This is a genomic window from Alitibacter langaaensis DSM 22999 (assembly GCF_003096995.1).
Classification (GTDB): domain Bacteria; phylum Pseudomonadota; class Gammaproteobacteria; order Enterobacterales; family Pasteurellaceae; genus Exercitatus; species Exercitatus langaaensis.
In genome coordinates, this window is the sequence record NZ_QENU01000001.1 from 32675 (window position 1) to 53186 (window position 20512).

At 40.6% G+C, this 20512-nt stretch carries 22 protein-coding genes and 2 tRNA genes; 17 read left to right on the plus strand and 7 right to left on the minus strand.

From position 1 onward, the window contains the following. The first annotated feature begins 195 nt into the window (after window positions 1–195). Window positions 196–271: transfer RNA gene (locus C8D76_RS00180), tRNA-Phe, on the plus strand. A gap of 2 nt (window positions 272–273) precedes the next feature. Then, window positions 274–349, plus strand: a tRNA-Asn gene (locus tag C8D76_RS00185). Window positions 350–499: 150 nt separating this feature from the next. Here the strand turns inward: C8D76_RS00185 and C8D76_RS00190 are convergent. After that, window positions 500–1093, minus strand: a complete 594-nt coding sequence (locus C8D76_RS00190; RefSeq protein WP_116630824.1) for a YajG family lipoprotein — start codon at window positions 1091–1093, stop codon at window positions 500–502. A 112-nt stretch (window positions 1094–1205) separates the two neighbouring features. Here C8D76_RS00190 and C8D76_RS00195 point away from each other — a divergent pair, with 112 nt between their 5' ends. The 11 genes from C8D76_RS00195 to sodA all read left to right on the plus strand — a co-directional run bounded on the left by C8D76_RS00195 (window position 1206) and on the right by sodA (window position 11100). Continuing rightward, entirely contained in the window at window positions 1206–1517 is a 312-nt protein-coding gene (locus tag C8D76_RS00195; protein ID WP_116630825.1) for a BolA family protein, read from the plus strand. 275 nt (window positions 1518–1792) lie between these two features. Next, the gene (locus C8D76_RS00200) at window positions 1793–3142 is read left to right on the plus strand and encodes a Na(+)-translocating NADH-quinone reductase subunit A (protein WP_116631089.1); all 1350 of its coding nucleotides are present in this window, start codon (window positions 1793–1795) and stop codon (window positions 3140–3142) included. A 2-nt stretch (window positions 3143–3144) separates the two neighbouring features. After that, entirely contained in the window at window positions 3145–4374 is a 1230-nt protein-coding gene (locus C8D76_RS00205; RefSeq protein ID WP_116630826.1) for an NADH:ubiquinone reductase (Na(+)-transporting) subunit B, read from the plus strand. Next, the gene (locus C8D76_RS00210; RefSeq protein ID WP_116630827.1) at window positions 4374–5147 is read left to right on the plus strand and encodes a Na(+)-translocating NADH-quinone reductase subunit C; all 774 of its coding nucleotides are present in this window, start codon (window positions 4374–4376) and stop codon (window positions 5145–5147) included. Before C8D76_RS00205 ends, C8D76_RS00210 begins: the two co-directional genes overlap by 1 nt. After that, the gene (locus tag C8D76_RS00215; RefSeq protein ID WP_116630828.1) at window positions 5147–5770 is read left to right on the plus strand and encodes an NADH:ubiquinone reductase (Na(+)-transporting) subunit D; all 624 of its coding nucleotides are present in this window, start codon (window positions 5147–5149) and stop codon (window positions 5768–5770) included. The genes C8D76_RS00210 and C8D76_RS00215 overlap by 1 nt, the downstream gene beginning before the upstream one ends. Window positions 5771–5773: 3 nt before the next feature. Next, window positions 5774–6370 carry an NADH:ubiquinone reductase (Na(+)-transporting) subunit E gene (nqrE, locus tag C8D76_RS00220; RefSeq protein WP_116630829.1) on the plus strand — a complete coding sequence of 199 codons (597 nt, stop codon included), beginning with the start codon at window positions 5774–5776 and terminating at the stop codon, window positions 6368–6370. A 10-nt stretch (window positions 6371–6380) separates the two neighbouring features. Next, complete coding sequence (nqrF, locus tag C8D76_RS00225; protein WP_116630830.1) at window positions 6381–7610, plus strand: NADH:ubiquinone reductase (Na(+)-transporting) subunit F; 1230 nt, start codon at window positions 6381–6383, stop codon at window positions 7608–7610. A gap of 155 nt (window positions 7611–7765) precedes the next feature. Then, window positions 7766–8794, plus strand: a complete 1029-nt coding sequence (locus C8D76_RS00230) for an FAD:protein FMN transferase (protein WP_116630831.1) — start codon at window positions 7766–7768, stop codon at window positions 8792–8794. 9 nt (window positions 8795–8803) lie between these two features. Then, window positions 8804–9052, plus strand: a complete 249-nt coding sequence (gene nqrM, locus C8D76_RS00235; protein WP_116630832.1) for a (Na+)-NQR maturation NqrM — start codon at window positions 8804–8806, stop codon at window positions 9050–9052. 108 nt (window positions 9053–9160) lie between these two features. Continuing rightward, complete coding sequence (gene mnmA / locus C8D76_RS00240) at window positions 9161–10330, plus strand: tRNA 2-thiouridine(34) synthase MnmA (protein ID WP_116630833.1); 1170 nt, start codon at window positions 9161–9163, stop codon at window positions 10328–10330. 107 nt (window positions 10331–10437) lie between these two features. After that, window positions 10438–11100, plus strand: a complete 663-nt coding sequence (sodA, locus tag C8D76_RS00245; protein ID WP_116630834.1) for a superoxide dismutase [Mn] — start codon at window positions 10438–10440, stop codon at window positions 11098–11100. A 139-nt stretch (window positions 11101–11239) separates the two neighbouring features. Here the strand turns inward: sodA and pfkA are convergent, their stop codons facing one another. The 6 genes from pfkA to C8D76_RS00275 all read right to left on the minus strand — a co-directional run bounded on the left by pfkA (window position 11240) and on the right by C8D76_RS00275 (window position 15983). After that, the gene (gene pfkA / locus C8D76_RS00250; RefSeq protein ID WP_116630835.1) at window positions 11240–12205 is read right to left on the minus strand and encodes a 6-phosphofructokinase; all 966 of its coding nucleotides are present in this window, start codon (window positions 12203–12205) and stop codon (window positions 11240–11242) included. Between the two features lie 117 nt (window positions 12206–12322). Next, entirely contained in the window at window positions 12323–13741 is a 1419-nt protein-coding gene (locus C8D76_RS00255) for a type IV pilus secretin PilQ (protein ID WP_116630836.1), read from the minus strand. 8 nt (window positions 13742–13749) lie between these two features. Then, window positions 13750–14127, minus strand: coding sequence for a pilus assembly protein PilP (locus tag C8D76_RS00260; protein WP_116630837.1), 378 nt, complete (start codon window positions 14125–14127; stop codon window positions 13750–13752). Then, window positions 14127–14657: a competence protein gene (locus C8D76_RS00265; protein ID WP_116630838.1), complete on the minus strand. Its 531-nt coding sequence runs from the start codon at window positions 14655–14657 to the stop codon at window positions 14127–14129. The genes C8D76_RS00260 and C8D76_RS00265 overlap by 1 nt, the downstream gene beginning before the upstream one ends. After that, window positions 14654–15151 (minus strand): hypothetical protein, encoded by a 498-nt coding sequence (locus C8D76_RS00270; protein ID WP_116630839.1) that lies wholly within the window; start codon window positions 15149–15151, stop codon window positions 14654–14656. The genes C8D76_RS00265 and C8D76_RS00270 overlap by 4 nt, the downstream gene beginning before the upstream one ends. Window positions 15152–15167: 16 nt before the next feature. After that, on the minus strand, window positions 15168–15983 hold the full coding sequence (locus C8D76_RS00275) for a pilus assembly protein PilM (RefSeq protein ID WP_116630840.1): 816 nt from the start codon (window positions 15981–15983) through the stop codon (window positions 15168–15170). 118 nt (window positions 15984–16101) lie between these two features. Between C8D76_RS00275 and C8D76_RS00280 the strand changes: the two genes are divergently transcribed. From C8D76_RS00280 to rlmH, 4 genes are all read left to right on the plus strand, one after another. Further along, on the plus strand, window positions 16102–18705 hold the full coding sequence (locus tag C8D76_RS00280) for a penicillin-binding protein 1A (RefSeq protein ID WP_116630841.1): 2604 nt from the start codon (window positions 16102–16104) through the stop codon (window positions 18703–18705). A 77-nt stretch (window positions 18706–18782) separates the two neighbouring features. Beyond that, window positions 18783–19628 carry a 23S rRNA (adenine(2030)-N(6))-methyltransferase RlmJ gene (locus tag C8D76_RS00285; protein ID WP_116630842.1) on the plus strand — a complete coding sequence of 282 codons (846 nt, stop codon included), beginning with the start codon at window positions 18783–18785 and terminating at the stop codon, window positions 19626–19628. A gap of 74 nt (window positions 19629–19702) precedes the next feature. Continuing rightward, window positions 19703–20011, plus strand: coding sequence for a ribosome silencing factor (gene rsfS / locus C8D76_RS00290; RefSeq protein ID WP_116630843.1), 309 nt, complete (start codon window positions 19703–19705; stop codon window positions 20009–20011). A gap of 32 nt (window positions 20012–20043) precedes the next feature. Then, the gene (gene rlmH / locus C8D76_RS00295; RefSeq protein ID WP_116630844.1) at window positions 20044–20511 is read left to right on the plus strand and encodes a 23S rRNA (pseudouridine(1915)-N(3))-methyltransferase RlmH; all 468 of its coding nucleotides are present in this window, start codon (window positions 20044–20046) and stop codon (window positions 20509–20511) included. Window position 20512: the final 1 nt, after the last annotated feature.

Consider the following 20512-nt stretch of genomic DNA (forward strand, 5'->3'; position numbering starts at 1 on the left):
GCTAATTTCCTCTGAAATTTAATATTGTTTTTAACAAAGTGCGGTCAAATTTTAACGAGTTTTGCCTGTTTTATATTCGTTCTGCATATTAAACAAGCAAACAACGGAAATTTTATATTTTTTTGAAAATAACTGTTGACCTGTTAAGTGAAATCCTTATAATACGCCCCGTATTCAACGCTAATCGCGTTAAATGCCTCGATAGCTCAGTCGGTAGAGCAGGGGATTGAAAATCCCCGTGTCGGTGGTTCGATTCCGCCTCGAGGCACCAATTCCTCCTTAGTTCAGTCGGTAGAACGGTGGACTGTTAATCCATATGTCGCTGGTTCAAGTCCAGCAGGAGGAGCCATATTCAGAAGCCCTGATAACGAAAGTTATTGGGGTTTTCGTTTTATATGTACCTTTCTTTTTTTATCTTAAATTTTACAACAAGCAAATAAAAAGCGCAGACAAATCAATTATCTGCGCTAAAAGTGCGGTCAAATTTCGTTAGATTTTATTAGTTTGAATATTGGTTGATCGCATTGGTGATTTCTTGATCTTGATAAATCGCAGTAATCACTTCTTTTAAATTTGCGTCCAATACATTTTTGATTTCGTCATTATTGGCATTAAATGCGCCTTTTTGTGTGCGGGTTGCGCCTAAATTTTTGGTGAAGTTGCCTTTTGCGCCTTGTACATGGACGGTAAGTTGAATTTTAGAGTTAATTTCGTAGCGTAAGTTGCCTTGATCAACTTTTGCAAAGAAATTTTTCACACTAATTAACACATTGGTGTTAGCGCCATTTGTGGCGAGACGAAATCCTTTCGCATTTAAGTTTTGTTGCATAACTTGTTGGAATAATTGAGAAACATCTGGTGATGCGTATAATTTTTGAATTTGTCCATCACGAACATAATTGGAAATTTCGGGTTGTCCACGGTCGTCTTTGGTTACCACAGAAACAATCGCTTTTTGATTGTTAGTGTTGAATACAGTGGCGGCAGTAGGGGCTTGTGGATTAAAAGTTAAAGTGTTGCTGGTTGATGAACAAGCCGCTAATACCATTGAGCTTGCTAACAGTGCAGCAAATGAGAATTTTTTCAATTTCATATATTTTTCCTTATTTTCTTTAAATATGAGCGAGACTATTCTTGCAAACTTCGGCAATAATGTATAGCCTTTGACGCTGATTTCTGCATTTTTAATTAACATAGGATTTATGATGAGCAAGCAAGCTGAGTTAACAGAAAAATTATTTGCCCAATTTCAACCGCACTTTTTGTCCGTGGAGAACGAAAGTCATTTACATAGTTCAGATCGTGGTGGCGAAAGCCATTTTAAAGTTACTATTGTGAGTGATAAATTTAATGATGTACGCCGAGTCGCTCGTCATCAGTTGGTTTATCAGTTTTTGCATGATGATTTAGACGCGGGGATTCATGCGTTGGCATTGCATACTTTTACCCTTGAAGAATGGCATAAATTAGACAAGCAAATTCCTGTTTCAACGAATTGTATGGGGATTGGTCATTAATTCTCTTCAAGGCGTTTTGTCTAAAAAGACACAAAATCCTTGCTTTTAAAGTAGCGAAAACGCTGTATTTTAGTTAAAATACAGCGTTTATTTTTGTCTTAACAAGTATTTTTGAGCTGTGCCTAATCATAAATAGGTAATAAAACGGCAAAATTCCAGAATTTGAGTTTTTATTTTTATGATTCGTAAGGATCATTACTCAATGTGCGGTCATTTTTAGCAAAGTTTTGTTAAAAGTGACTTAATTTTCAACCTAACGAAAAGTAGTGCAAACAATGATTACGATAAAAAAAGGCTTGGATCTTCCTATTGCAGGAAAACCAGAACAAGTAATCCGTGACGGTAATGCCGTGACTGAAGTTGCTATGCTTGGCGAAGAGTATGTGGGTATGCGCCCTTCAATGAAGGTGCGTGAAGGGGATACAGTGAAAAAAGGTCAAGTTCTTTTTGAAGATAAAAAGAACCCTGGCGTTGTTTTCACGGCTCCTGCAAGCGGTACTGTAACTGCGATTAATCGTGGTGCTAAGCGTGTATTACAATCAGTGGTGATTCGTGTTGAAGGTAACGAGCAAGAGACTTTCACTAAATACGATGTTGCTGCATTAAACCAATTAACTGGCAGCCAAGTGCGTGAGAATTTACAAACTTCAGGTTTGTGGACCGCACTTCGTACCCGTCCGTTCAGCAAGGTTCCTGCTGTGGATGCGATGCCTTCTTCAATTTTTGTTAATGCCATGGATACTAATCCATTGGCGGCAGATCCTGAAGTCGTTTTAAAAGAGTACGAAGCGGATTTTAAAAATGGTTTAACTGTTTTAACGCGTTTAGTTGAAGGTCAACGACCTATTTATTTGTGTAAAGATGCGGATAGCAATATTCCATCAAGCCCTGCGATTGAAGGTGTTACCATTCAATCTTTTAATGGTCCACATCCAGCAGGCTTAGTGGGAACGCATATTCACTTTATTGATCCTGTGAGCATCAATAAACAAGTATGGCATTTGAACTATCAAGATGTGATCGCAATCGGTAAATTATTCACAACGGGTGAATTATTTACTCAACGTGTGGTTTCGTTGGCGGGTCCACAAGTGAAAAATCCACGCTTAGTGCGTACTGTACTTGGTGCAAATCTTTCACAGCTAACGGCGGATGAGCTCAACGGCAATGATAACCGTGTAATTTCAGGCTCGGTGTTATATGGAGCGAAAGCGGAAGGTGCTCATAACTATTTAGGACGTTACGCATTACAAGTTTCGGTAATTAGTGAAGATACTAATAAAGAATTTATGGGCTGGATTTCTCCACAATCTAATAAATTCTCAATCACGCGTACTGTGCTTGGTCATTTCGGTAAGAAATTATTTAATTTTACCACTGCGGAAAATGGCGGTCATCGTGCAATGGTGCCAATTGGTTCTTATGAACGTGTTATGCCATTAGATATTCTTCCAACCTTGTTACTTCGTGATTTAGAAGTCGGGGATACTGATTCTGCACAAAATTTAGGTGCTTTAGAATTAGATGAAGAAGATTTAGCGCTTTGTACTTTCGTGGATCCGGGTAAAGCGGATTACGGTTCATTCTTACGTCAAGCGTTAGATAAGATTGAGAAGGAAGGTTAAAAATGGGTTTAAAAAATCTTTTTGAAAAAATGGAGCCCGCGTTTTTACCTGGTGGTAAGTATGCCAAATTGTATCCACTCTTTGAGTCTGTTTACACATTGATGTATACCCCAGGCACAGCAACGCAATCAACAACACATGTCCGTGATGCGATTGACTCAAAACGTATGATGATCATTGTGTGGTTAGCATTGTTCCCAGCATTGTTCTATGGTTTGTACAATGTCGGTGGACAATCTTTTGCTGCTGTGGCGAGTTTAGGTAACTTAACTGAAGTGGTAGCCAATGATTGGCATTATTCTTTAGCGCAGGCATTAGGCGCTGATCTCGAGAATGGCGGTTGGGGTAGCAAAATGTTGTTAGGTGCAACATTCTTCTTGCCTATTTATATTGTGTCATTCGCGGTGGGTATGTTCTGGGAATTATTGTTTGCTATCGTGCGTGGTCACGAAGTTAATGAAGGTTTCTTTGTAACAACCATTTTATTTGCTTTAATCGTCCCGCCAACATTGCCATTATGGCAAGCTGCATTGGGTATTTCTTTCGGCTTAGTTGTCGCAAAAGAAGTCTTTGGTGGTGTAGGTAAAAACTTTATGAACCCAGCACTTGCAGGGCGTGCATTTTTATTCTTTGCTTATCCAGGACAAATCTCAGGTGACTTAGTTTGGACTGCAGCAGATGGTTTCTCTGGTGCGACAGCGCTTTCACAATGGGCGCAAGGTGGCGAAAGCGCATTAAGACATGTAGCGACAGGTCAACCTATTACTTGGATGGATGCTTTCTTAGGAAATATCCCAGGTTCAATGGGCGAAGTATCTACGCTCATGTTAGCGATTGGTGCAGCGATTATCGTGTTTGCACGTATTGCTTCATGGCGCATTATCGCCGGTGTCTTCTTAGGTATGGTGATTACATCAACCCTATTCAACCTTATCGGTTCAGACACTAACCCATTATTCTCTATGCCGTGGCATTGGCACTTAGTGCTTGGTGGTTTCGCATTAGGTATGTTCTTTATGGCAACCGATCCTGTTTCAGCGTCATTCACCAATAAAGGTAAATGGTGGTATGGTGCGTTGATTGGTGTCATGGCGGTGATTATTCGCGTAGCAAACCCAGCGTATCCAGAAGGTATGATGTTAGCAATTTTATTCGCTAACTTATTCGCGCCAGTCTTCGACTACTTAGTCGTTCAAGGCAACATCAAACGTAGAAAAGCGAGAACTGCATAATGGCTAAATTTAATAAAGATAGCGTTGGCGGTACTTTAACCGTCGTGGTGTTGTTAAGCTTAATCTGTTCTCTAATCGTAGCAGGCGCTGCGGTGTTGTTAAAACCAACTCAAGAGATTCAAAAACAGCTTGATAAACAAAAGAACATTCTTATCGCAGCAGGCTTAATGCATGAAGGCACGAATGTTCGAGAAACCTATGCAAAATTCATCGAACCAAAAATCGTTGATTTAGCAACAGGTGATTACGTTGATGGTATGACTAACTTTGATGCAAAAGCAGCAGCCAAAGATCCTGCGACAAGTGTAGCAATTGCACCTGAAGATGATAAAGCTGGTATCAAAGTACGGGCAAAATTTGCTGAAGTTTATCTAGTAAAAGATGACGCGGGCAAAATTACCCAAGTTGTATTGCCAATGTATGGTAATGGTTTGTGGTCAATTATGTATGGCTTTGTTGCGGTACAACCTGATGCAGACACCATTAATGGTATTACTTATTATGAACAAGGTGAAACAGCAGGTTTAGGTGGCGAAATTGCAAACCCTAACTGGCAAAAACTCTTTGTTGGTAAGAAATTATTTAATGACCAAAACGAAGTGGCTTTGACTGTAGGCAAAAATGCGTCTGCAGATAAAGAGCATGGTGTTGATGCCCTATCTGGTGCAACATTGACCTCAAATGGTGTGAATGGCTCATTCAAATATTGGTTTGGTAAAAATGGTTTTGGTCCATTCTTAGCAAAATTTAAAGCAACAGCAGGAGCGAACTAATGGCTGGCAACAATCTTAAAAGTTTATTGTTATCGCCGATTGCTGATAACAACCCAATTGCTTTACAGATCCTTGGTATTTGTTCTGCGCTTGCGGTAACCACTCAGTTAAAAACTGCGGTAGTAATGGCGATTGCAGTAAGTTTAGTTACTGCATTCGCAAGTATGTTTATCTCAATGATTCGTAACTATATTCCAAATAGCATTCGTATCATTGTACAAATGGCAATTATTGCGTCATTGGTAATTCTTGTTGACCAAGTTTTACGTGCTTATGCTTATGACCTTTCAAAACAATTATCGGTATTCGTTGGTTTGATTATTACTAACTGTATCGTAATGGGACGTGCAGAAGCCTTTGCGATGAAATCAGAGCCACTTGAGAGCTTTGTGGATGGTATCGGTAATGGTCTAGGTTATGGTGCGATTTTACTTATTGTCGCTTTTTTACGTGAGCTTCTTGGTTCAGGTAAAATCTTTGGTGTCACCGTATTTGAAACTATTCAAAATGGCGGTTGGTACCAAGCAAATGGTTTATTCCTATTAGCACCAAGTGCGTTCTTTATCATCGGATTCCTTATCTGGGGCTTAAGAACGTGGAAACCAGCACAGCAGGAGAAATAATCAATGGAACATTACATTAGTTTATTTGTGAAGTCTGTGTTCATTGAGAACATGGCACTTTCTTTCTTCCTTGGTATGTGTACATTCCTTGCGGTGTCTAAGAAAGTTTCAACTGCGTTCGGCTTAGGTATCGCAGTTATCGTCGTATTGGGAATTGCAGTACCCGTCAACCAAGTGGTTTATACGCATATTTTAAAAGAAAGCGCATTAGTGAAAGGGGTGGATTTAAGTTTCTTAAACTTCATCACATTCATCGGTGTTATCGCGGCATTAGTCCAAATCTTGGAAATGTTCCTTGATAAATTTGTACCTTCACTTTACAGCGCATTAGGTATTTTCTTGCCATTAATCACTGTAAACTGTGCGATCTTTGGTGGGGTATCATTCATGGTTCAACGTGAATATAATTTCACAGAATCTGTGGTATATGGTATCGGTGCTGGTACAGGTTGGATGTTGGCAATTGTTGCCCTCGCTGGTTTAACAGAGAAAATGAAATATGCTGATGTTCCAGCAGGTTTACGTGGTTTAGGGATTACTTTCATCACAGTAGGCTTGATGGCATTAGGCTTTATGTCATTCTCAGGCATTCAATTATAAGGAGCATATCGTGGATAGTAATTTTATTTTCGGTATTGGCGCATTCACGGCTATCGTCCTTGTGTTAGCTGTGATCATTTTGATTGCCAAATCTAAATTAGTGGATAGTGGTGACATCACCATCTCAATTAATAATGACCCAGAAAAAGGCATTACGTTGCCTGCTGGTGGTAAATTATTAGGCGCTTTAGCAAGCAAAGGCATTTTCGTTTCTTCTGCTTGCGGTGGTGGTGGCTCATGTGGTCAATGTCGCGTGCAAGTGAAATCAGGCGGTGGCGAAATCTTACCAACTGAACTTTCACATATCTCGAAAAAAGAAGCAAAAGAAGGTTGGCGTTTAGCTTGCCAAGTGAACGTAAAATCTTCAATGGATGTTGAACTTCCTGAAGAAATCTTCGGCGTGAAAAAATGGCAATGTACGGTTATTTCTAACGATAATAAAGCCACTTTCATTAAAGAGCTTAAATTAGCGATCCCTGAAGGTGAAGAAGTACCGTTCCGCGCTGGTGGTTATATTCAAATCGAAGCTGAGCCGCACACTGTTCATTATAAAGACTTCGATATTCCAGAAGAATATCATGAAGATTGGGATAAATTTGACTTATGGCGTTATACGTCAAAAGTGGATGAGCATATTATCCGTGCTTACTCAATGGCTTCATATCCAGAAGAGAAAGGAATCATTATGCTTAACGTGCGTATTGCAACGCCGCCGCCGCGTAATCCTGATGTTCCACCGGGTCAAATGTCATCTTATATTTGGTCATTGAAAGCGGGTGATAAAGTGACAATTTCGGGTCCATTTGGTGAATTCTTCGCGAAAGACACTGACAACGAAATGGTCTTCATCGGTGGTGGTGCTGGTATGGCGCCAATGCGTTCACATATCTTTGACCAATTAAAACGTTTGAAATCTAAACGTAAAATGTCATTCTGGTATGGTGCGCGTTCTAAACGTGAAATCTTCTATCAAGAAGACTTTGACCAATTAGCAGCTGAAAATGATAACTTTGAATGGCATGTAGCGCTTTCAGATGCATTGCCTGAAGATAATTGGACGGGTTACACTGGCTTCATTCACAACGTGCTTTATGAAAACTATCTGAAAAATCATGAAGCGCCAGAAGACTGTGAATACTATATGTGTGGGCCTCCAGTGATGAATGCAGCTGTAATCAAAATGTTAGAAGATTTAGGTGTTGAACACGAAAATATCTTATTAGATGACTTTGGTGGTTGATCCTAACATTCTACAGCTTTAAAAGTGCGGTCAAATTTGCAAATATTTGTGAATTTGACCGTTTATGCTTATTAACATAATGATTTTTAGGGGCGTAAAATATGCGCTCTGAAACCAAATAGGAATTGGGCGTATCTGTTACGCTGCTACGCAATATGAAAAAAATTCTTCTAATTTTAACCGCACTTTTTGCCTTAACTGCTTGCAATAAAGATCCTGAAATTGTGTCTTTTATGGGAAAAACCATGGGCACAACCTATCACATTAAATATATTGATAATGGCGATTTGGACATAGATAAAGAAAAAGTTCATGCCAAAATTGAAATGGTGCTAAAAGATGTGAACGCTAAAATGTCCACCTATGATAAAAATTCAGAACTTAGCCGTTTCAATCAATTTACCAACATTAATCAACCTTTTGAAATTTCTTCCGATCTTGCCACAGTAGTGCAAGAAGCTATTCGCCTGAATAAAGTGACTGAAGGCGCATTAGATGTGACCGTAGGCCCAGTCGTGAATTTATGGGGATTTGGACCCGAAAAACGCCTAGAAAGACAGCCAACAGAACAACAATTAGCCGAACGCCGTGCTTGGGTTGGCATAGACAAACTTAAATTAATTAACAATAAAGGCAAATTCAGCCTTGAAAAGAGCATGCCTCAACTCTACATTGATCTTTCCTCCATTGCGAAAGGTTTTGGTGTCGATCAAGTCGCTAATACCATTGAGCAAATCGGTGCTAAAAATTATATGGTGGAAATCGGCGGCGAAATCCGTGCTAAAGGCAAAAATATCGAAGGCAAGGATTGGCAAATTGCCATTGAAAAACCTAATTTTGACGGCTCTCGCTCTATTGAGCAGGTGATCGGTTTAAGAGATCTTGCCATGGCAACATCGGGCAATTACCGCATTTATTTCGAAGAAAATGGCCAGCGTTTTTCCCATGAAATCGATCCGAAAACGGGTAAACCTATTCAGCATCATTTAGCCTCAATTACAGTATTACACCCGAGTTCGATGACGGCAGATGGGCTATCCACAGGGTTATTTGTGCTAGGCGAAAAAAAGGCGCTTGAAATTGCAGAAAAAGAGCATCTTGCTGTCTATTTAATTGAAAAAACGGACAATGGTTTTGAAACAAAAATGTCTTCAGAATTTGAAAAAATCATCAATGCAAAATAAGGATGAATAATGAAAGTATTTTTAGCTACATTTGGTATTTTTATTCTCGTGATCTTGGGTATGTCACTCGGTTATATCATTAAGAAAAAATCCATTAAAGGCAGCTGTGGCGGCATTACTGCACTCGGCATGAAGAAAGTGTGCGATTGTGAAGAGCCTTGCGACAACCTTAAAGAAAAAGTGGCAAAAGGCGAAGCGGATGCTTCAGAACTTGACCGCTTTAAAAAAGATTCAGATCAATTTTACGAAGTAAAATAATCACTAAAAATTAGAAAATTTCTGCTCAATATTTTTATGGGCAGGATTTCCTAGCGTCTATATTAATATCAACAAGTGCTTCGCCTTAACCGAAGTTACGGGAGAATGATGACCACACAAACAAATTTAAGCTCAAAGACTTATGAGCAACACTTCCCTAAACTCACACCAGAACAACTTGCAGAGAATGCGAAGAAAAAAGTGATTGTCGGTATGTCCGGTGGCGTGGATTCTTCAGTTTCAGCCTTTATTTTGAAACAGCAAGGTTATCAAGTTGAAGGTCTGTTTATGAAAAACTGGGAAGAAGATGACGACACGGATTATTGCACTGCGGCAGCGGATTTGGCGGATGCGCAAGCCGTATGTGACAAACTCGGCATCCACTTACACAAAATCAATTTTGCGGCAGAGTATTGGGATAATGTGTTTGAACATTTTCTCGCTGAATACAAAGCTGGGCGCACCCCAAACCCCGATATTTTATGTAATAAAGAAATTAAATTTAAAGCTTTTCTGGAATATGCCGCAGAAGATTTAGGCGCAAACTATATTGCCACAGGACATTATGTGCGTCGCCGTGGTTCAGATGAGAACGCGCAGTTATTGCGTGGTTTGGATAATAACAAAGATCAAAGCTATTTCTTATACACATTAAGCCATAAACAAGTCGGGCAAAGTTTATTTCCTGTTGGCGACATTGAGAAACCTATCGTGCGTGCGATTGCGGAAGATTTAGGATTAGTGACCGCCAAGAAAAAAGATTCTACGGGTATTTGTTTTATTGGCGAACGCAAATTCAAAGACTTTCTTGCCCGCTATTTACCAGCCCAACCGGGAGAAATTCACACCGTTGATGGCAAAGTAGTGGGGCGTCATGATGGCTTGATGTATCACACTCTCGGTCAGCGCAAAGGATTAGGCATTGGCGGAGTGCAAGGGCTTAGTGAAGAACCTTTTTATGTCGTGGAAAAGGACCTGATTAACAATGTGTTAGTGGTTGCTCAAGGACATGACAATTCCGCTTTGCTTTCCACTGGCTTAATTGCAAGCCAATTGCATTGGGTGGATCGTCAACCTATTTGCCAACCTGTGCGCTGCACGGTCAAAACGCGCTATCGCCAAACGGATATTCCATGCGAAATTATCCCGATTGACAATGATACAATCAAAGTGATTTTTGATGAACCACAAATTGCCGTCACCCCAGGGCAAAGTGCGGTCTTTTATCAAGGCGAAATTTGTCTTGGTGGCGGTATCATCGAAACGCAAATTAAATAAATAGGCAAAATGACGCATTTTATGGCTGGTTTTTGGTTAAAAAAGATGATCTAAATCAAATTTACTGCTAAACTGAATGCTCTTTCTACCACACAAAAGGAAATTTTATGGCTTACACATTACCAGAATTAGGCTATGCCTATGACGCATTAGAACCTCATTTCGATGCGCAAACAATGGAAATTCACCACAGCAAACATCACCAAACTTACGTGAATAATGCAAACGCATTATTAGAAAGTTCACCAGAATTAGCGGAATTAGCAGCGCAAGGTTGCCCAGGCTCATTCTTAACTAAATTGAGCCAAGTGCCAGCTGATAAATTAACTGCAGCACGCAATAACGTTGGTGGCCACGCAAACCACACTTTCTTCTGGAAAAACTTGAAAAAAGGCACGACGCTACAAGGTGCATTAAAAGATGCGATCGTGCGTGATTTTGGTTCAGTTGAAGCATTCCAAGCTGAATTTGAGAAAGCGGCAGCAACGCGTTTCGGTTCAGGCTGGGCATGGTTAGTATTACAAGAAAATGGCAAATTAGCGGTAGTTTCAACAGCTAACCAAGATTCGCCATTAATGGGTAAAGACATTGCAGGTTGCGAAGGTTATCCATTAATCGCATTAGACGTATGGGAGCACGCATACTACTTAAAATTCCAAAACCGTCGTCCAGATTACATTAAAGAATTCTGGAATGTCGTGAACTGGGATTTTGCTGCAGAACGTTTCGAGAAAAAATTAGCCGCAACAGGCTGTGGCTGTGCGAAATAATTAGAAATTTTGCAAAAATTGACCGCACTTTGGTTCTCCCTTGTGCGGTTTTTTTATGACAATTATTAGCGTAAGTTTGAGCCAATAAAAAAATCCACGTATTAACGTGGATTTTTTACCATACATTTAACACATTGAATTAGAATAATTTTTTCGATACTTCTAATAATTCTGCTTTAAACGGACGGCGCATTTTGTCGATAGCTTCAATAATATCGTGGTGAACGAGTTCTTCACGTTGAATCCCTACACAACGACCTTTTTCGCCTTTGAGCAATAATTCCACTGCGTACGCTCCCATGCGAGAAGCAAGAATACGGTCGAAGGCGCAAGGAGAACCACCACGTTGAACGTGTCCTAATACAGTTGCGCGAGTTTCATTACCTACACGCGCTTCAATATCTTTCGCTAATTGATGGACATCAGTAATCAGCTCAGTGATCACGATTAATGCGTGGTGTTTGCCGTCTTGGAAACTGCGTTCAATTTGTTGAATGAGCTCTTCTTTACTAAAATTCACTTCAGGCACAATCGCGTATTCGCAACCACCTGCAATCGCTGCAGAAACCGTTAAATCGCTGCAGTGGCGCCCCATAATTTCTACGATAGAAATACGATGGTGTGAGCTAGATGTGTCACGCAAACGGTCAATTGCATCTACCGCCGTTTCTAATGCGGTTTGATAGCCGATAGTATAGTCAGTGCCGGGAATATCGTTATCAATGGTGCCTGGCAAGCCGATACATGGGAAACCGTGTTCTTCGGTTAATAATTTTGCACCTGTATATGAACCGTCCCCACCGATGACTACTAAAGCATCAATGCCATGTGAACGTAAAATTTCCGCACATTTTGCGCGTACTTCCGGTTTTTTAAACGCTGGGAAACGTGCAGAGCCTAAAAATGTGCCACCTTTTGTGATGATGTCTGACACGCTATAACGATTTAGCTTTTCGATTTTATTGGTATATAAGCCGAGATATCCGTCATAAATGCCGTATACTTCTAAACCTTCAGCTAATGCTGAACGAACAACCGCACGAATTGCCGCATTCATGCCTGGTGCATCACCACCACTGGTTAAGACTGCAATTTTTTTTAGCATTGGTATCACCTTTAATTTAAATAATAAAATCCGATAAAATTTAACGCGGTAAGATTACACCAATAAAGGGTTAGGCTCTACAAAAATTTTGGTAAATTCGCTAAAACTTGATCTATCTTATGATTTTTTAGCAGAATTCTTGACCGCACTTTGAGGCGTTAAAAATTTCCCCTTTTGCAAGCCTTCTTTTTTCTGTAATTGCTCTAAGGTTTCCCCATTTTTAAGAATGCGAGGTGTAACGAAAATGACCAATTCTCGTTTTTGATGGCGCTCACTCTTATTGCTAAATAATTTGCCTAACCAAGGAATATCCCCAAGCACAGGAACTTTGTTCGTACCTTGGGTTATCGTATCGTGGAACACGCCGCCAAGCACAATGGTTTCGCCGTCTTTGGCAAAAACTTGCGTTTGAATTTCTTGTTTATCAATAGAAACAACTTCGCTATTTTCGCCATAGGAAACACGATTGCCCGGGGAATTTTGGCTCACGATCAAATCTAAAAGAATGGCATTATTATGTGAAATATGCGGTGTTACTTCCAGCCCTAGCACGGCTTCACGAAATTCCACTGACTGGGTATCATTTTTGCCATTAGTGACTACATAAGGAATTTCTGTTCCTTGCTTGATACTGGCGCTTTTTTTATTTGTGGTGAGTAATCTTGGGCTTGCAATAATTTCTACGTTTTTTTCTTGCTCAAGTGCGGTCAATTCTAGGTCTAAAAGTCGCCCGTTGATTTTAGCGACTTGCAGTGCAACCGATCCCGCAGGCGTTGTGGTTGTTGCAAAATTGACGTTAAGATGATTGCTAATATCAGTAAAACCATTGGCGGCAAGACTGCCAGCCACACGATGACTTGCTGACGCAGGTTCAAAAATTCCCCAACGCACACCCAGTTCTCGCAAACTTTCATCATTGATCGTCACAATGCGCGCTTCAATCGCAATTTGTTCAATGGGTTTGTCCAATTCGGCAACTAATTTGCGAATATTACGAATGGATTTATTGCTATCTTGCACAATCAGCACATTGCTGCGATCATCGAACGTTAATCGCCCAAAGTCAGAAACCAACGCACCATTTCCTGCGGTGAGCGATTTCATCACTTCAGAGGCTTTCGCATAATGCAGTTTAATGGTTGCCGTTTCTATATTGGATTCCGTACTCATCGGGCTAACTTCAGCGAAGTTTCCTGCTATTTCAGGTGTATTCATTGGCATCGCAAATTTAGCATTGTTATCCATTTTATTCAGGTAATAAATGCCGTTTTCTTGCCACAAATTTAACTGTTTGATCTTCGCCACCGAGCGTAATACCTGATCTAAATCGGTTTGTTCTAATTGCAAGGTGATCGTGCTGTCCAGTTCATCATCAATGAGTAGATTGATGTGTTGCTCTGCGGCTAAATGCTGTAATGTAGGCACCAATGGTGCTTGCTTTAAACGTAAGGAAAAAACCTTGTTATCTGCCTGCGCGCTTAGCATAAAACACAGAAAAAATAGACCGCACTTGGTTAAGTATTGTAGAAATTTCATCGCATTCCTTAAATTTTAAGAATGATTTTTTCAGGCTTCTCACAATTCGCTTTCCATTGTAGAAGTTCCACTTTTTGTTTGCTTATTTCAATCAGCTGGAGTTTTTGTTCGGAGATAAATTCTTCTTTTTTTACGCTGAAAATTTGTTGCTGTTCATTCATAAATAAACTTTCACTACTCTCTTGACTGATAAGCACGCCAATTAACCGAAGTTGTTTAAATGGGCTGTGTTCAGCAATGGCAAACTGATTGAGATTACACAGTGAAGCCCGATTGGTTAATGCTGCGTTTGGGGCGGTTTGGCGATTGGTTTTATTAAAGGGGTCAGCATTGTTAGCCAAACTCAATGGCGCGAAAAATAACAGCGCATAAATCCAGATTTTCATTATTTTTCCTTTTCTAGTTGCAAAATTAATTGGCTATAAATCGATTGCGTGTCATCACGTTCTTCACTCTCTAATTGGTTAATCTGCCACGACAACAGTTTGAATTGATTGAGTTGTAAAAGTGCGGTCAAAAATTGACATAATTCTGGGAAATGCCCATAAATATGCAATGTGAGCATAGGATTGGTTTGAAATCGCCATTGTGGATTTTCAAGGCTTAATTTATTGGCTAGCTGCTGAATTTGCTGATTAATTTCAGCCACTCGTTGAGCCAGCAATGGTGTTAAATTATGCGATATTTTTTGCTTTAAGCTTTGAAAGATCCGTTGCTGGTGTTGTTTTTGTTCGAGCTGTTGTTGAAGGGTTTTCTCCAGCTCAGATTTTTGCTGCCATTGTTCTAACGCTGAAAATAATTGTGTGCTACAACACAGTAAAATAAAGCAAAAAATGACCGCACTTTTTTGCCATGAAGTGGCATTCACCCATGTTCCCCAAAGGTTATTAGGATTGTTGAAAAAAGCCCAATTCATGGTTTTTCTCCCTGTTCAAAGGTGAAAGATAATGCGCCATTTTGTTGTGGCAAAAATTCAGTAATCTGAATTTGCGGAAAATATTGGCTTAAATAGAGGTGTAATGGTTTAAATTCATGTTGGTCGGTAGTGCTTCCTTGCAGCAATGTATAGCGTTCGGTTAAAGCAAATTGATGAATTTCCCCTTGAATCTGCGGAAATTCATTTAAGGCAATTATGGCGTTAAAAACCTTTTCATTGGTCATCGGTTGTTGCTTTTCTTGTGCGGGCATTTCTTTTCGTAATTTATTGATTTCTAACGCAAGTTGGCTAAGCTCAGTTTGCTGTTGTTGCACTTGTGCTTTTTGTTCATTAACGGTTTGTGCCAGCTGTTGGTTTAACGAAAAAAGCCCGAACTCACAGCAGGCAATTAAGCCGAGTGTAATACTGGTTTTCATCAGTATTACACGGCTTTTCGATTCAAATTGCTGTTGACGCCAAGGCAGCAAGTTCATGGGGTTGTCCTATTGGCTAAGCATGTACATTCCACAAGGCAAGCCCCAAGGCGATCATCGGCAAATCCGTTTGGCAATGTATCCATCCCCGTTGGGCAAATTCCTGTTGGTGTTTTTCAGAGTCATGACGAACATAAGCACAGACATTTTCAGGCTTGGTATCGAAACGAGAGCAATATTGCTCAAAAAGTGCGGTCAAATCTGTGCCAGAATTTTGTAATATGTTGAAATCGTAGCCTTTTTGTTGAAATGCGATGCAATAATCATCATCTGCATAGAGATATAACACATCATTGGGCAAATCGGATTTAATATGGTTGAAAGCACGGCTAAGAGCGTGGCTCACGCTATCTAATACATGGATTTTGAACGGCATAAATTTTTCCATATGCGCTTTGGCATGTTCAATTAATACCGCTGACATCTCAATTAATGTGCCCTGTTTAAGTGGCGTGGCGTGATAATCAAACCATACTTTATCAAGAGAAACAGGCAATTCCGAAGCCAGTAAATGTTGGCATTGTTGCGCACATTCTTGATCGGATAACTTTTGTGGCACCACAATGCTACGTTCCCATACAAAATTGGGCAGAATCGCCGAAATAAACAGCAAATTTGTTCTTTGTGGCTTAATCGGCACGGTCATTTCACGCATAATGCGCTGTGGCAAATTTACTTGTGGCATCAGCGGCAATGTGGCGGAATGCGCTTCTGGCGCGGGATTAATTTGTGGCTTATTGCGCGCCCATTGCGGTTTTTCGAGCCAAACAGCTTCGACTTTGTTGTCGCGTAACCAAATTCCAATGGGCATAACTACGTTCGTTTTTTTCATATTATTTTCCTTTTGAATGATTTTTTGTTTCGCGTAATCGCCTTAAAGGCTATATACTTATGGGTTGAAGTATTTCTAATTTTTTTATTTATCGCATTAACAAAGAGTGAATTTTGGAATGAAGATCGCAAAATTAATACTGAGTAGCCTATTAACTTTAGTGATTTTAGGTTGTGTGGCTGCTGGATTATTTTATGCCCACCTGAAATCGGATTTACCGAATGTGGAAAGTCTGAAGACTGTTGAACTGCAACAGCCGATGCAAATTTATACGGCTGACGGAAAGTTAATTGGCGAAGTGGGCGAACAACGCCGTATTCCCGTTAAACTAGAAAATGTGCCTAAGCAGCTGATCAACGCTATTTTAGCCACAGAAGACAGCCGTTTTTATGAGCATCATGGTTTAGATCCAATTGGTATCGTGCGTGCGTTAGGGATTGCGATTTCAAAAGGCGGCGCATCGCAGGGCGCGAGTACCATTACTCAACAGCTAGCCCGTAATTTTTTCTTAACGCCCGAAAAAACCATTATTCGTAAAGCCAAAGAAGCGGTATTGGCGATTGAAATTGAAAATACATTAAATAAAGATGAAATTTTAGAGCTTTATCTCAATAAAATTTATTTAGGTTATCGTTCCTATGGTGTCGCCGCAGCGGCTAAAACCTATTTTGGTAAAGATTTGAAAGACTTAACCCTTTCTGAAATGGCTGTCATTGCAGGTTTACCAAAAGCGCCTTCCACAATGAACCCGCTTTATTCATTAAAACGTGCAGAAGAACGCCGTAATGTGGTGTTAGGGCGTATGTTGGAGATGAATTTCATCACTAAAGCTGAATATGATGCGGCATTGAAAGAGCCTATTGTTGCCAGTTATCACGGCGCGCAATTAGAATTTCGTGCTGATTACATCACCGAAATGGTACGCCAAGAAATGGTGAAACGTTTTGGGGAAGAAGTGGCTTATAACAGCGGCTATCAAGTTTATACTACCGTGCTTTCAAAAGACCAAGCAGCGGCTCAAAAAGCGGTGATTAATAATCTGATTGATTATGATATGCGCCATGGTTATCGTGGTGCCGCGGTGTTATGGAAAAAAGGTGAAACTGCGTGGGATGAAGAAAAAATTATTGATGCCTTGCATAAATTGCCTTATTCCGCGCCTTTTGTGCCCGCAGCGATTGTCGCAATGAGCAAAGGCGGCGCAGACGTATTATTGGCTTCTGGCGAAAAAATGACGCTAAATTCGACCGCACTTCGCTTTGCTGGCAAAAAAGGCGTGCATATCGGCGAGCAAATCTGGCTGCGTCAACGTAATAATGGCGAATGGATATTGGGGCAAATCCCAAGTGTTAATTCGGCTTTAGTGTCGCTGAACTCAGATAATGGGGCGATTGAAGCGATTGTGGGCGGTTTTAGCTTTGAGCAAAGTAAATTTAACCGAGCAACACAATCGTTGGTGCAAGTGGGTTCTTCGATTAAGCCATTTATTTATGCCGCTGCTTTAGAAAAAGGCTTGACTCTTTCTAGCGTATTGCAAGATTCGCCAATTTTGATTAAAAAAGCAGGGCAAAAAGACTGGCAGCCGAAAAACTCGCCAAATCGTTATGACGGACCAATGCGTTTACGCGTGGGATTAGGGCAGTCAAAAAATATGATCGCCATTCGTGCGATGCAAATGGCAGGAATTTCATTTACAGCAGATTTCTTGCAACGTTTTGGCTTTAAACGTGATCAATATTTTGCGAGTGAAGCCTTGGCGTTAGGGGCGGCGTCATTTACACCATTAGAAATGGCGCGTGCTTATGCGGTGTTTGATAATGGCGGATTCTTAATCGATCCTTATATCATCAATAAAATTGTAGATAACAACGGCAAGGAATTATTTGTGGCTAATCCGAAAATTGCTTGCCCAGCTTGTGATGATATCGCAACAGTTTATGGGCCGACTAATGAGAAAGTTGATGGTTTCCAAATTCCCGATTCTGCTCAGGGATTATCCACAGATAATCTAGCGAAAACCGATGATAAAACCAATGGCGAAGAAGTGAGTGATGCAGGAACAGAAAATGCGGACCTTCCTGAATTCCAAGTGAAAAGTGGGGCATTAAAAGAAGATGATGTGAGCCTAATGGTGAAGGATAAAACCGCCGCTTCCACCGTCGAATATGCGCCTCGTGTGATTAGCGGAGAACTTGCATTTTTAATTCGTAGCGCGTTAAATACGGCAATTTATGGCGAACAAGGTTTGGGCTGGAAAGGTACTAGTTGGCGTATGGCTCAACAAATTAAACGTGCTGATATTGGTGGCAAAACAGGGACAACAAATGGCTCAAAAGTCGCTTGGTATGCAGGTTTTGGCGCCAATATCACCACCGCAATTTATGTGGGCTTTGATGACAATAAATATGTTTTAGGCAAAGGTGAAGCAGGGGCAACAACGGCAATGCCAGCCTGGATTGCTTATATGAAAGAAGCCTTAAGCGATATTCCAGAACGCCAATTGCCAGTGCCTGCGAATATTATGGAAAAACGTATCGATTATAGCTCTGGTTTGTTATCTTCTGATGGCGGCGGCAAGTTAGAATATTTCATTAAAGGTACGGAACCTAAACGTGTGTATATTCAAGAAAAAGCCGTCACCGGCCCTGGCTATTATGTGCCACCTGGCTTAAAAGAACGCTTGGGCAAAGCCCCTGATGGCTCGCAACAAGAATTGTTCTAAAACTTTTTGAAATTTGACCGCACTTTTGTATTTCCCCAAGTGCGGTTGATTTTTACTCAATTTTTTAAGGAATATCAATGTTAAGTTATCGTCATAGTTTTCATGCAGGCAATCATGCAGATGTGATTAAACATATTGTGCAAATGCTGATCATCGAAAGTTTACAGCAAAAAGAAAAAGGCTTTTATTATCTTGATACCCATTCGGGCGTGGGGCGTTATCGTTTATTTAGCGAAGAATCGGAAAAAACAGCCGAGTTCGCCGAAGGTATTGGGTGTTTATGGCAACGTGATGATTTGCCCGAAGAAGTGGCGCGCTATATTGCGCAAATTAAAAAGGTGAACTATGGCGGAAAAGAATTGCGCTATTATGCAGGTTCACCACTCATCGCCGCTCAAATGTTACGCCCGCAAGATCGTGCGTTATTGACAGAATTGCACCCAACGGATTTCCCTTTATTGCGTAATAATTTTAAAGGATTTGACAATATACAAACAAAACGTGATGACGGTTTTCAACAGCTGAAAGCCACGTTACCGCCTAAAGAGCGCCGTGGGTTGGTATTAATCGATCCACCTTATGAGCTAAAAGAAGATTACGATTTGGTTGTAAAAGCCATTGAAGAAGGCTATAAACGCTTTGCGACAGGGGTTTATGCGATTTGGTATCCCGTGGTGTTACGCCAACAAACTAAACGGATTGTGAAAGGGTTAGAAGCGACGGGAATCCGTAAAATTCTGCAAATTGAATTTGCCGTACGCCCAGATAGCGATCAGCGAGGAATGACGGCAAGTGGTATGATCGTGATTAATCCGCCGTGGCAATTAGAAGCTCAGATGAAAAAAATTCTCCCGTATTTAGTGAAAGTATTAGTGCCTGAAGGCACGGGGAGTTATTCGGTAAAATGGATTACGCCAGAATAAGGCGTTAATGCGAATTTTATAGCGCGGGATTTTTATGATAGAATCTCGCGTTTTTAATAGGGAGAGTATAGAAAATGAATTTAGTCGATTTTTTAATGGAAAAATTAGATGATTTAAAAGCCACGGACATTCAACATATTGATGTGCGTGGTAAATCATCTATCACCGATAGCATGATTATTTGTACGGGAACCTCCAGCCGCCACGTTGCCTCTTTAGCGCAAAAACTGATTGATGAAAGCAAACAAGCGGGTTTTGAAAGTTTTGGCGAAGAAGGCAAAACTACCGCAGATTGGGTTGTGGTGGATTTTGGTCAAGCGATTGTTCATATCTTGCAACAAGAAAGCCGTGATATGTATCAGCTTGAAAAATTATGGGCATAACCCAAAAACTATCAAGATTTTAACCGCACTTTATGAAGATACAACTTATTGCCGTTGGTACAAAAATGCCAGATTGGGTGAAAATAGGTTTTGAAGAATATCAACGCCGTTTCCCTAAAGATATGCCTTTTGAATTGATCGAAATTGCGGCAGGCAAGCGTGGCAAAAACGCAGATATCGCACGCATTTTGGAACAAGAAGGCAAAGCGATGCTGGCTGCTTGTGGCAAAGGTAAAATTGTGACTTTAGATATTCCGGGCAAGCCTTGGACAACCCATCAATTAGCGCAACAATTAGAGTCTTGGAAAAATGACGGGCGTGATGTGTGTTTGTTAATTGGCGGGCCTGAAGGGCTATCGCCAGAATGTAAAGCCGCAGCGGAGCAAAGTTGGTCATTATCTCCGCTCACATTGCCACATCCTTTGGTGCGCGTGGTGGTCGCTGAAAGTCTTTATCGTGCGTGGTCGCTCACAACCAATCATCCTTATCATCGAGAATAAA

Excerpts from the sequence above, each read along its gene's own strand:
- C8D76_RS00205 (WP_116630826.1), top strand. The coding sequence starts at position 3,145 with ATGGGTTTAAAAAATCTTTTTGAAAAAATGGAGCCCGCGTTTTTACCT.
- nqrE (WP_116630829.1), top strand. The coding sequence starts at position 5,774 with ATGGAACATTACATTAGTTTATTTGTGAAGTCTGTGTTCATTGAGAAC.
- C8D76_RS00280 (WP_116630841.1), top strand. The coding sequence starts at position 16,102 with ATGAAGATCGCAAAATTAATACTGAGTAGCCTATTAACTTTAGTGATT.
- nqrM (WP_116630832.1), top strand. The coding sequence starts at position 8,804 with ATGAAAGTATTTTTAGCTACATTTGGTATTTTTATTCTCGTGATCTTG.
- C8D76_RS00275 (WP_116630840.1), bottom strand. The coding sequence starts at position 15,983 with ATGAAAAAAACGAACGTAGTTATGCCCATTGGAATTTGGTTACGCGAC.
- rsfS (WP_116630843.1), top strand. The coding sequence starts at position 19,703 with ATGAATTTAGTCGATTTTTTAATGGAAAAATTAGATGATTTAAAAGCC.
- C8D76_RS00200 (WP_116631089.1), top strand. The coding sequence starts at position 1,793 with ATGATTACGATAAAAAAAGGCTTGGATCTTCCTATTGCAGGAAAACCA.
- C8D76_RS00255 (WP_116630836.1), bottom strand. The coding sequence starts at position 13,741 with ATGAAATTTCTACAATACTTAACCAAGTGCGGTCTATTTTTTCTGTGT.
- mnmA (WP_116630833.1), top strand. The coding sequence starts at position 9,161 with ATGACCACACAAACAAATTTAAGCTCAAAGACTTATGAGCAACACTTC.
- C8D76_RS00265 (WP_116630838.1), bottom strand. The coding sequence starts at position 14,657 with ATGAATTGGGCTTTTTTCAACAATCCTAATAACCTTTGGGGAACATGG.
- C8D76_RS00190 (WP_116630824.1), bottom strand. The coding sequence starts at position 1,093 with ATGAAATTGAAAAAATTCTCATTTGCTGCACTGTTAGCAAGCTCAATG.
- C8D76_RS00210 (WP_116630827.1), top strand. The coding sequence starts at position 4,374 with ATGGCTAAATTTAATAAAGATAGCGTTGGCGGTACTTTAACCGTCGTG.
- C8D76_RS00230 (WP_116630831.1), top strand. The coding sequence starts at position 7,766 with ATGAAAAAAATTCTTCTAATTTTAACCGCACTTTTTGCCTTAACTGCT.
- C8D76_RS00195 (WP_116630825.1), top strand. The coding sequence starts at position 1,206 with ATGAGCAAGCAAGCTGAGTTAACAGAAAAATTATTTGCCCAATTTCAA.
- pfkA (WP_116630835.1), bottom strand. The coding sequence starts at position 12,205 with ATGCTAAAAAAAATTGCAGTCTTAACCAGTGGTGGTGATGCACCAGGC.
- C8D76_RS00285 (WP_116630842.1), top strand. The coding sequence starts at position 18,783 with ATGTTAAGTTATCGTCATAGTTTTCATGCAGGCAATCATGCAGATGTG.
- C8D76_RS00260 (WP_116630837.1), bottom strand. The coding sequence starts at position 14,127 with ATGAAAATCTGGATTTATGCGCTGTTATTTTTCGCGCCATTGAGTTTG.
- C8D76_RS00270 (WP_116630839.1), bottom strand. The coding sequence starts at position 15,151 with ATGAACTTGCTGCCTTGGCGTCAACAGCAATTTGAATCGAAAAGCCGT.
- rlmH (WP_116630844.1), top strand. The coding sequence starts at position 20,044 with ATGAAGATACAACTTATTGCCGTTGGTACAAAAATGCCAGATTGGGTG.
- C8D76_RS00215 (WP_116630828.1), top strand. The coding sequence starts at position 5,147 with ATGGCTGGCAACAATCTTAAAAGTTTATTGTTATCGCCGATTGCTGAT.
- sodA (WP_116630834.1), top strand. The coding sequence starts at position 10,438 with ATGGCTTACACATTACCAGAATTAGGCTATGCCTATGACGCATTAGAA.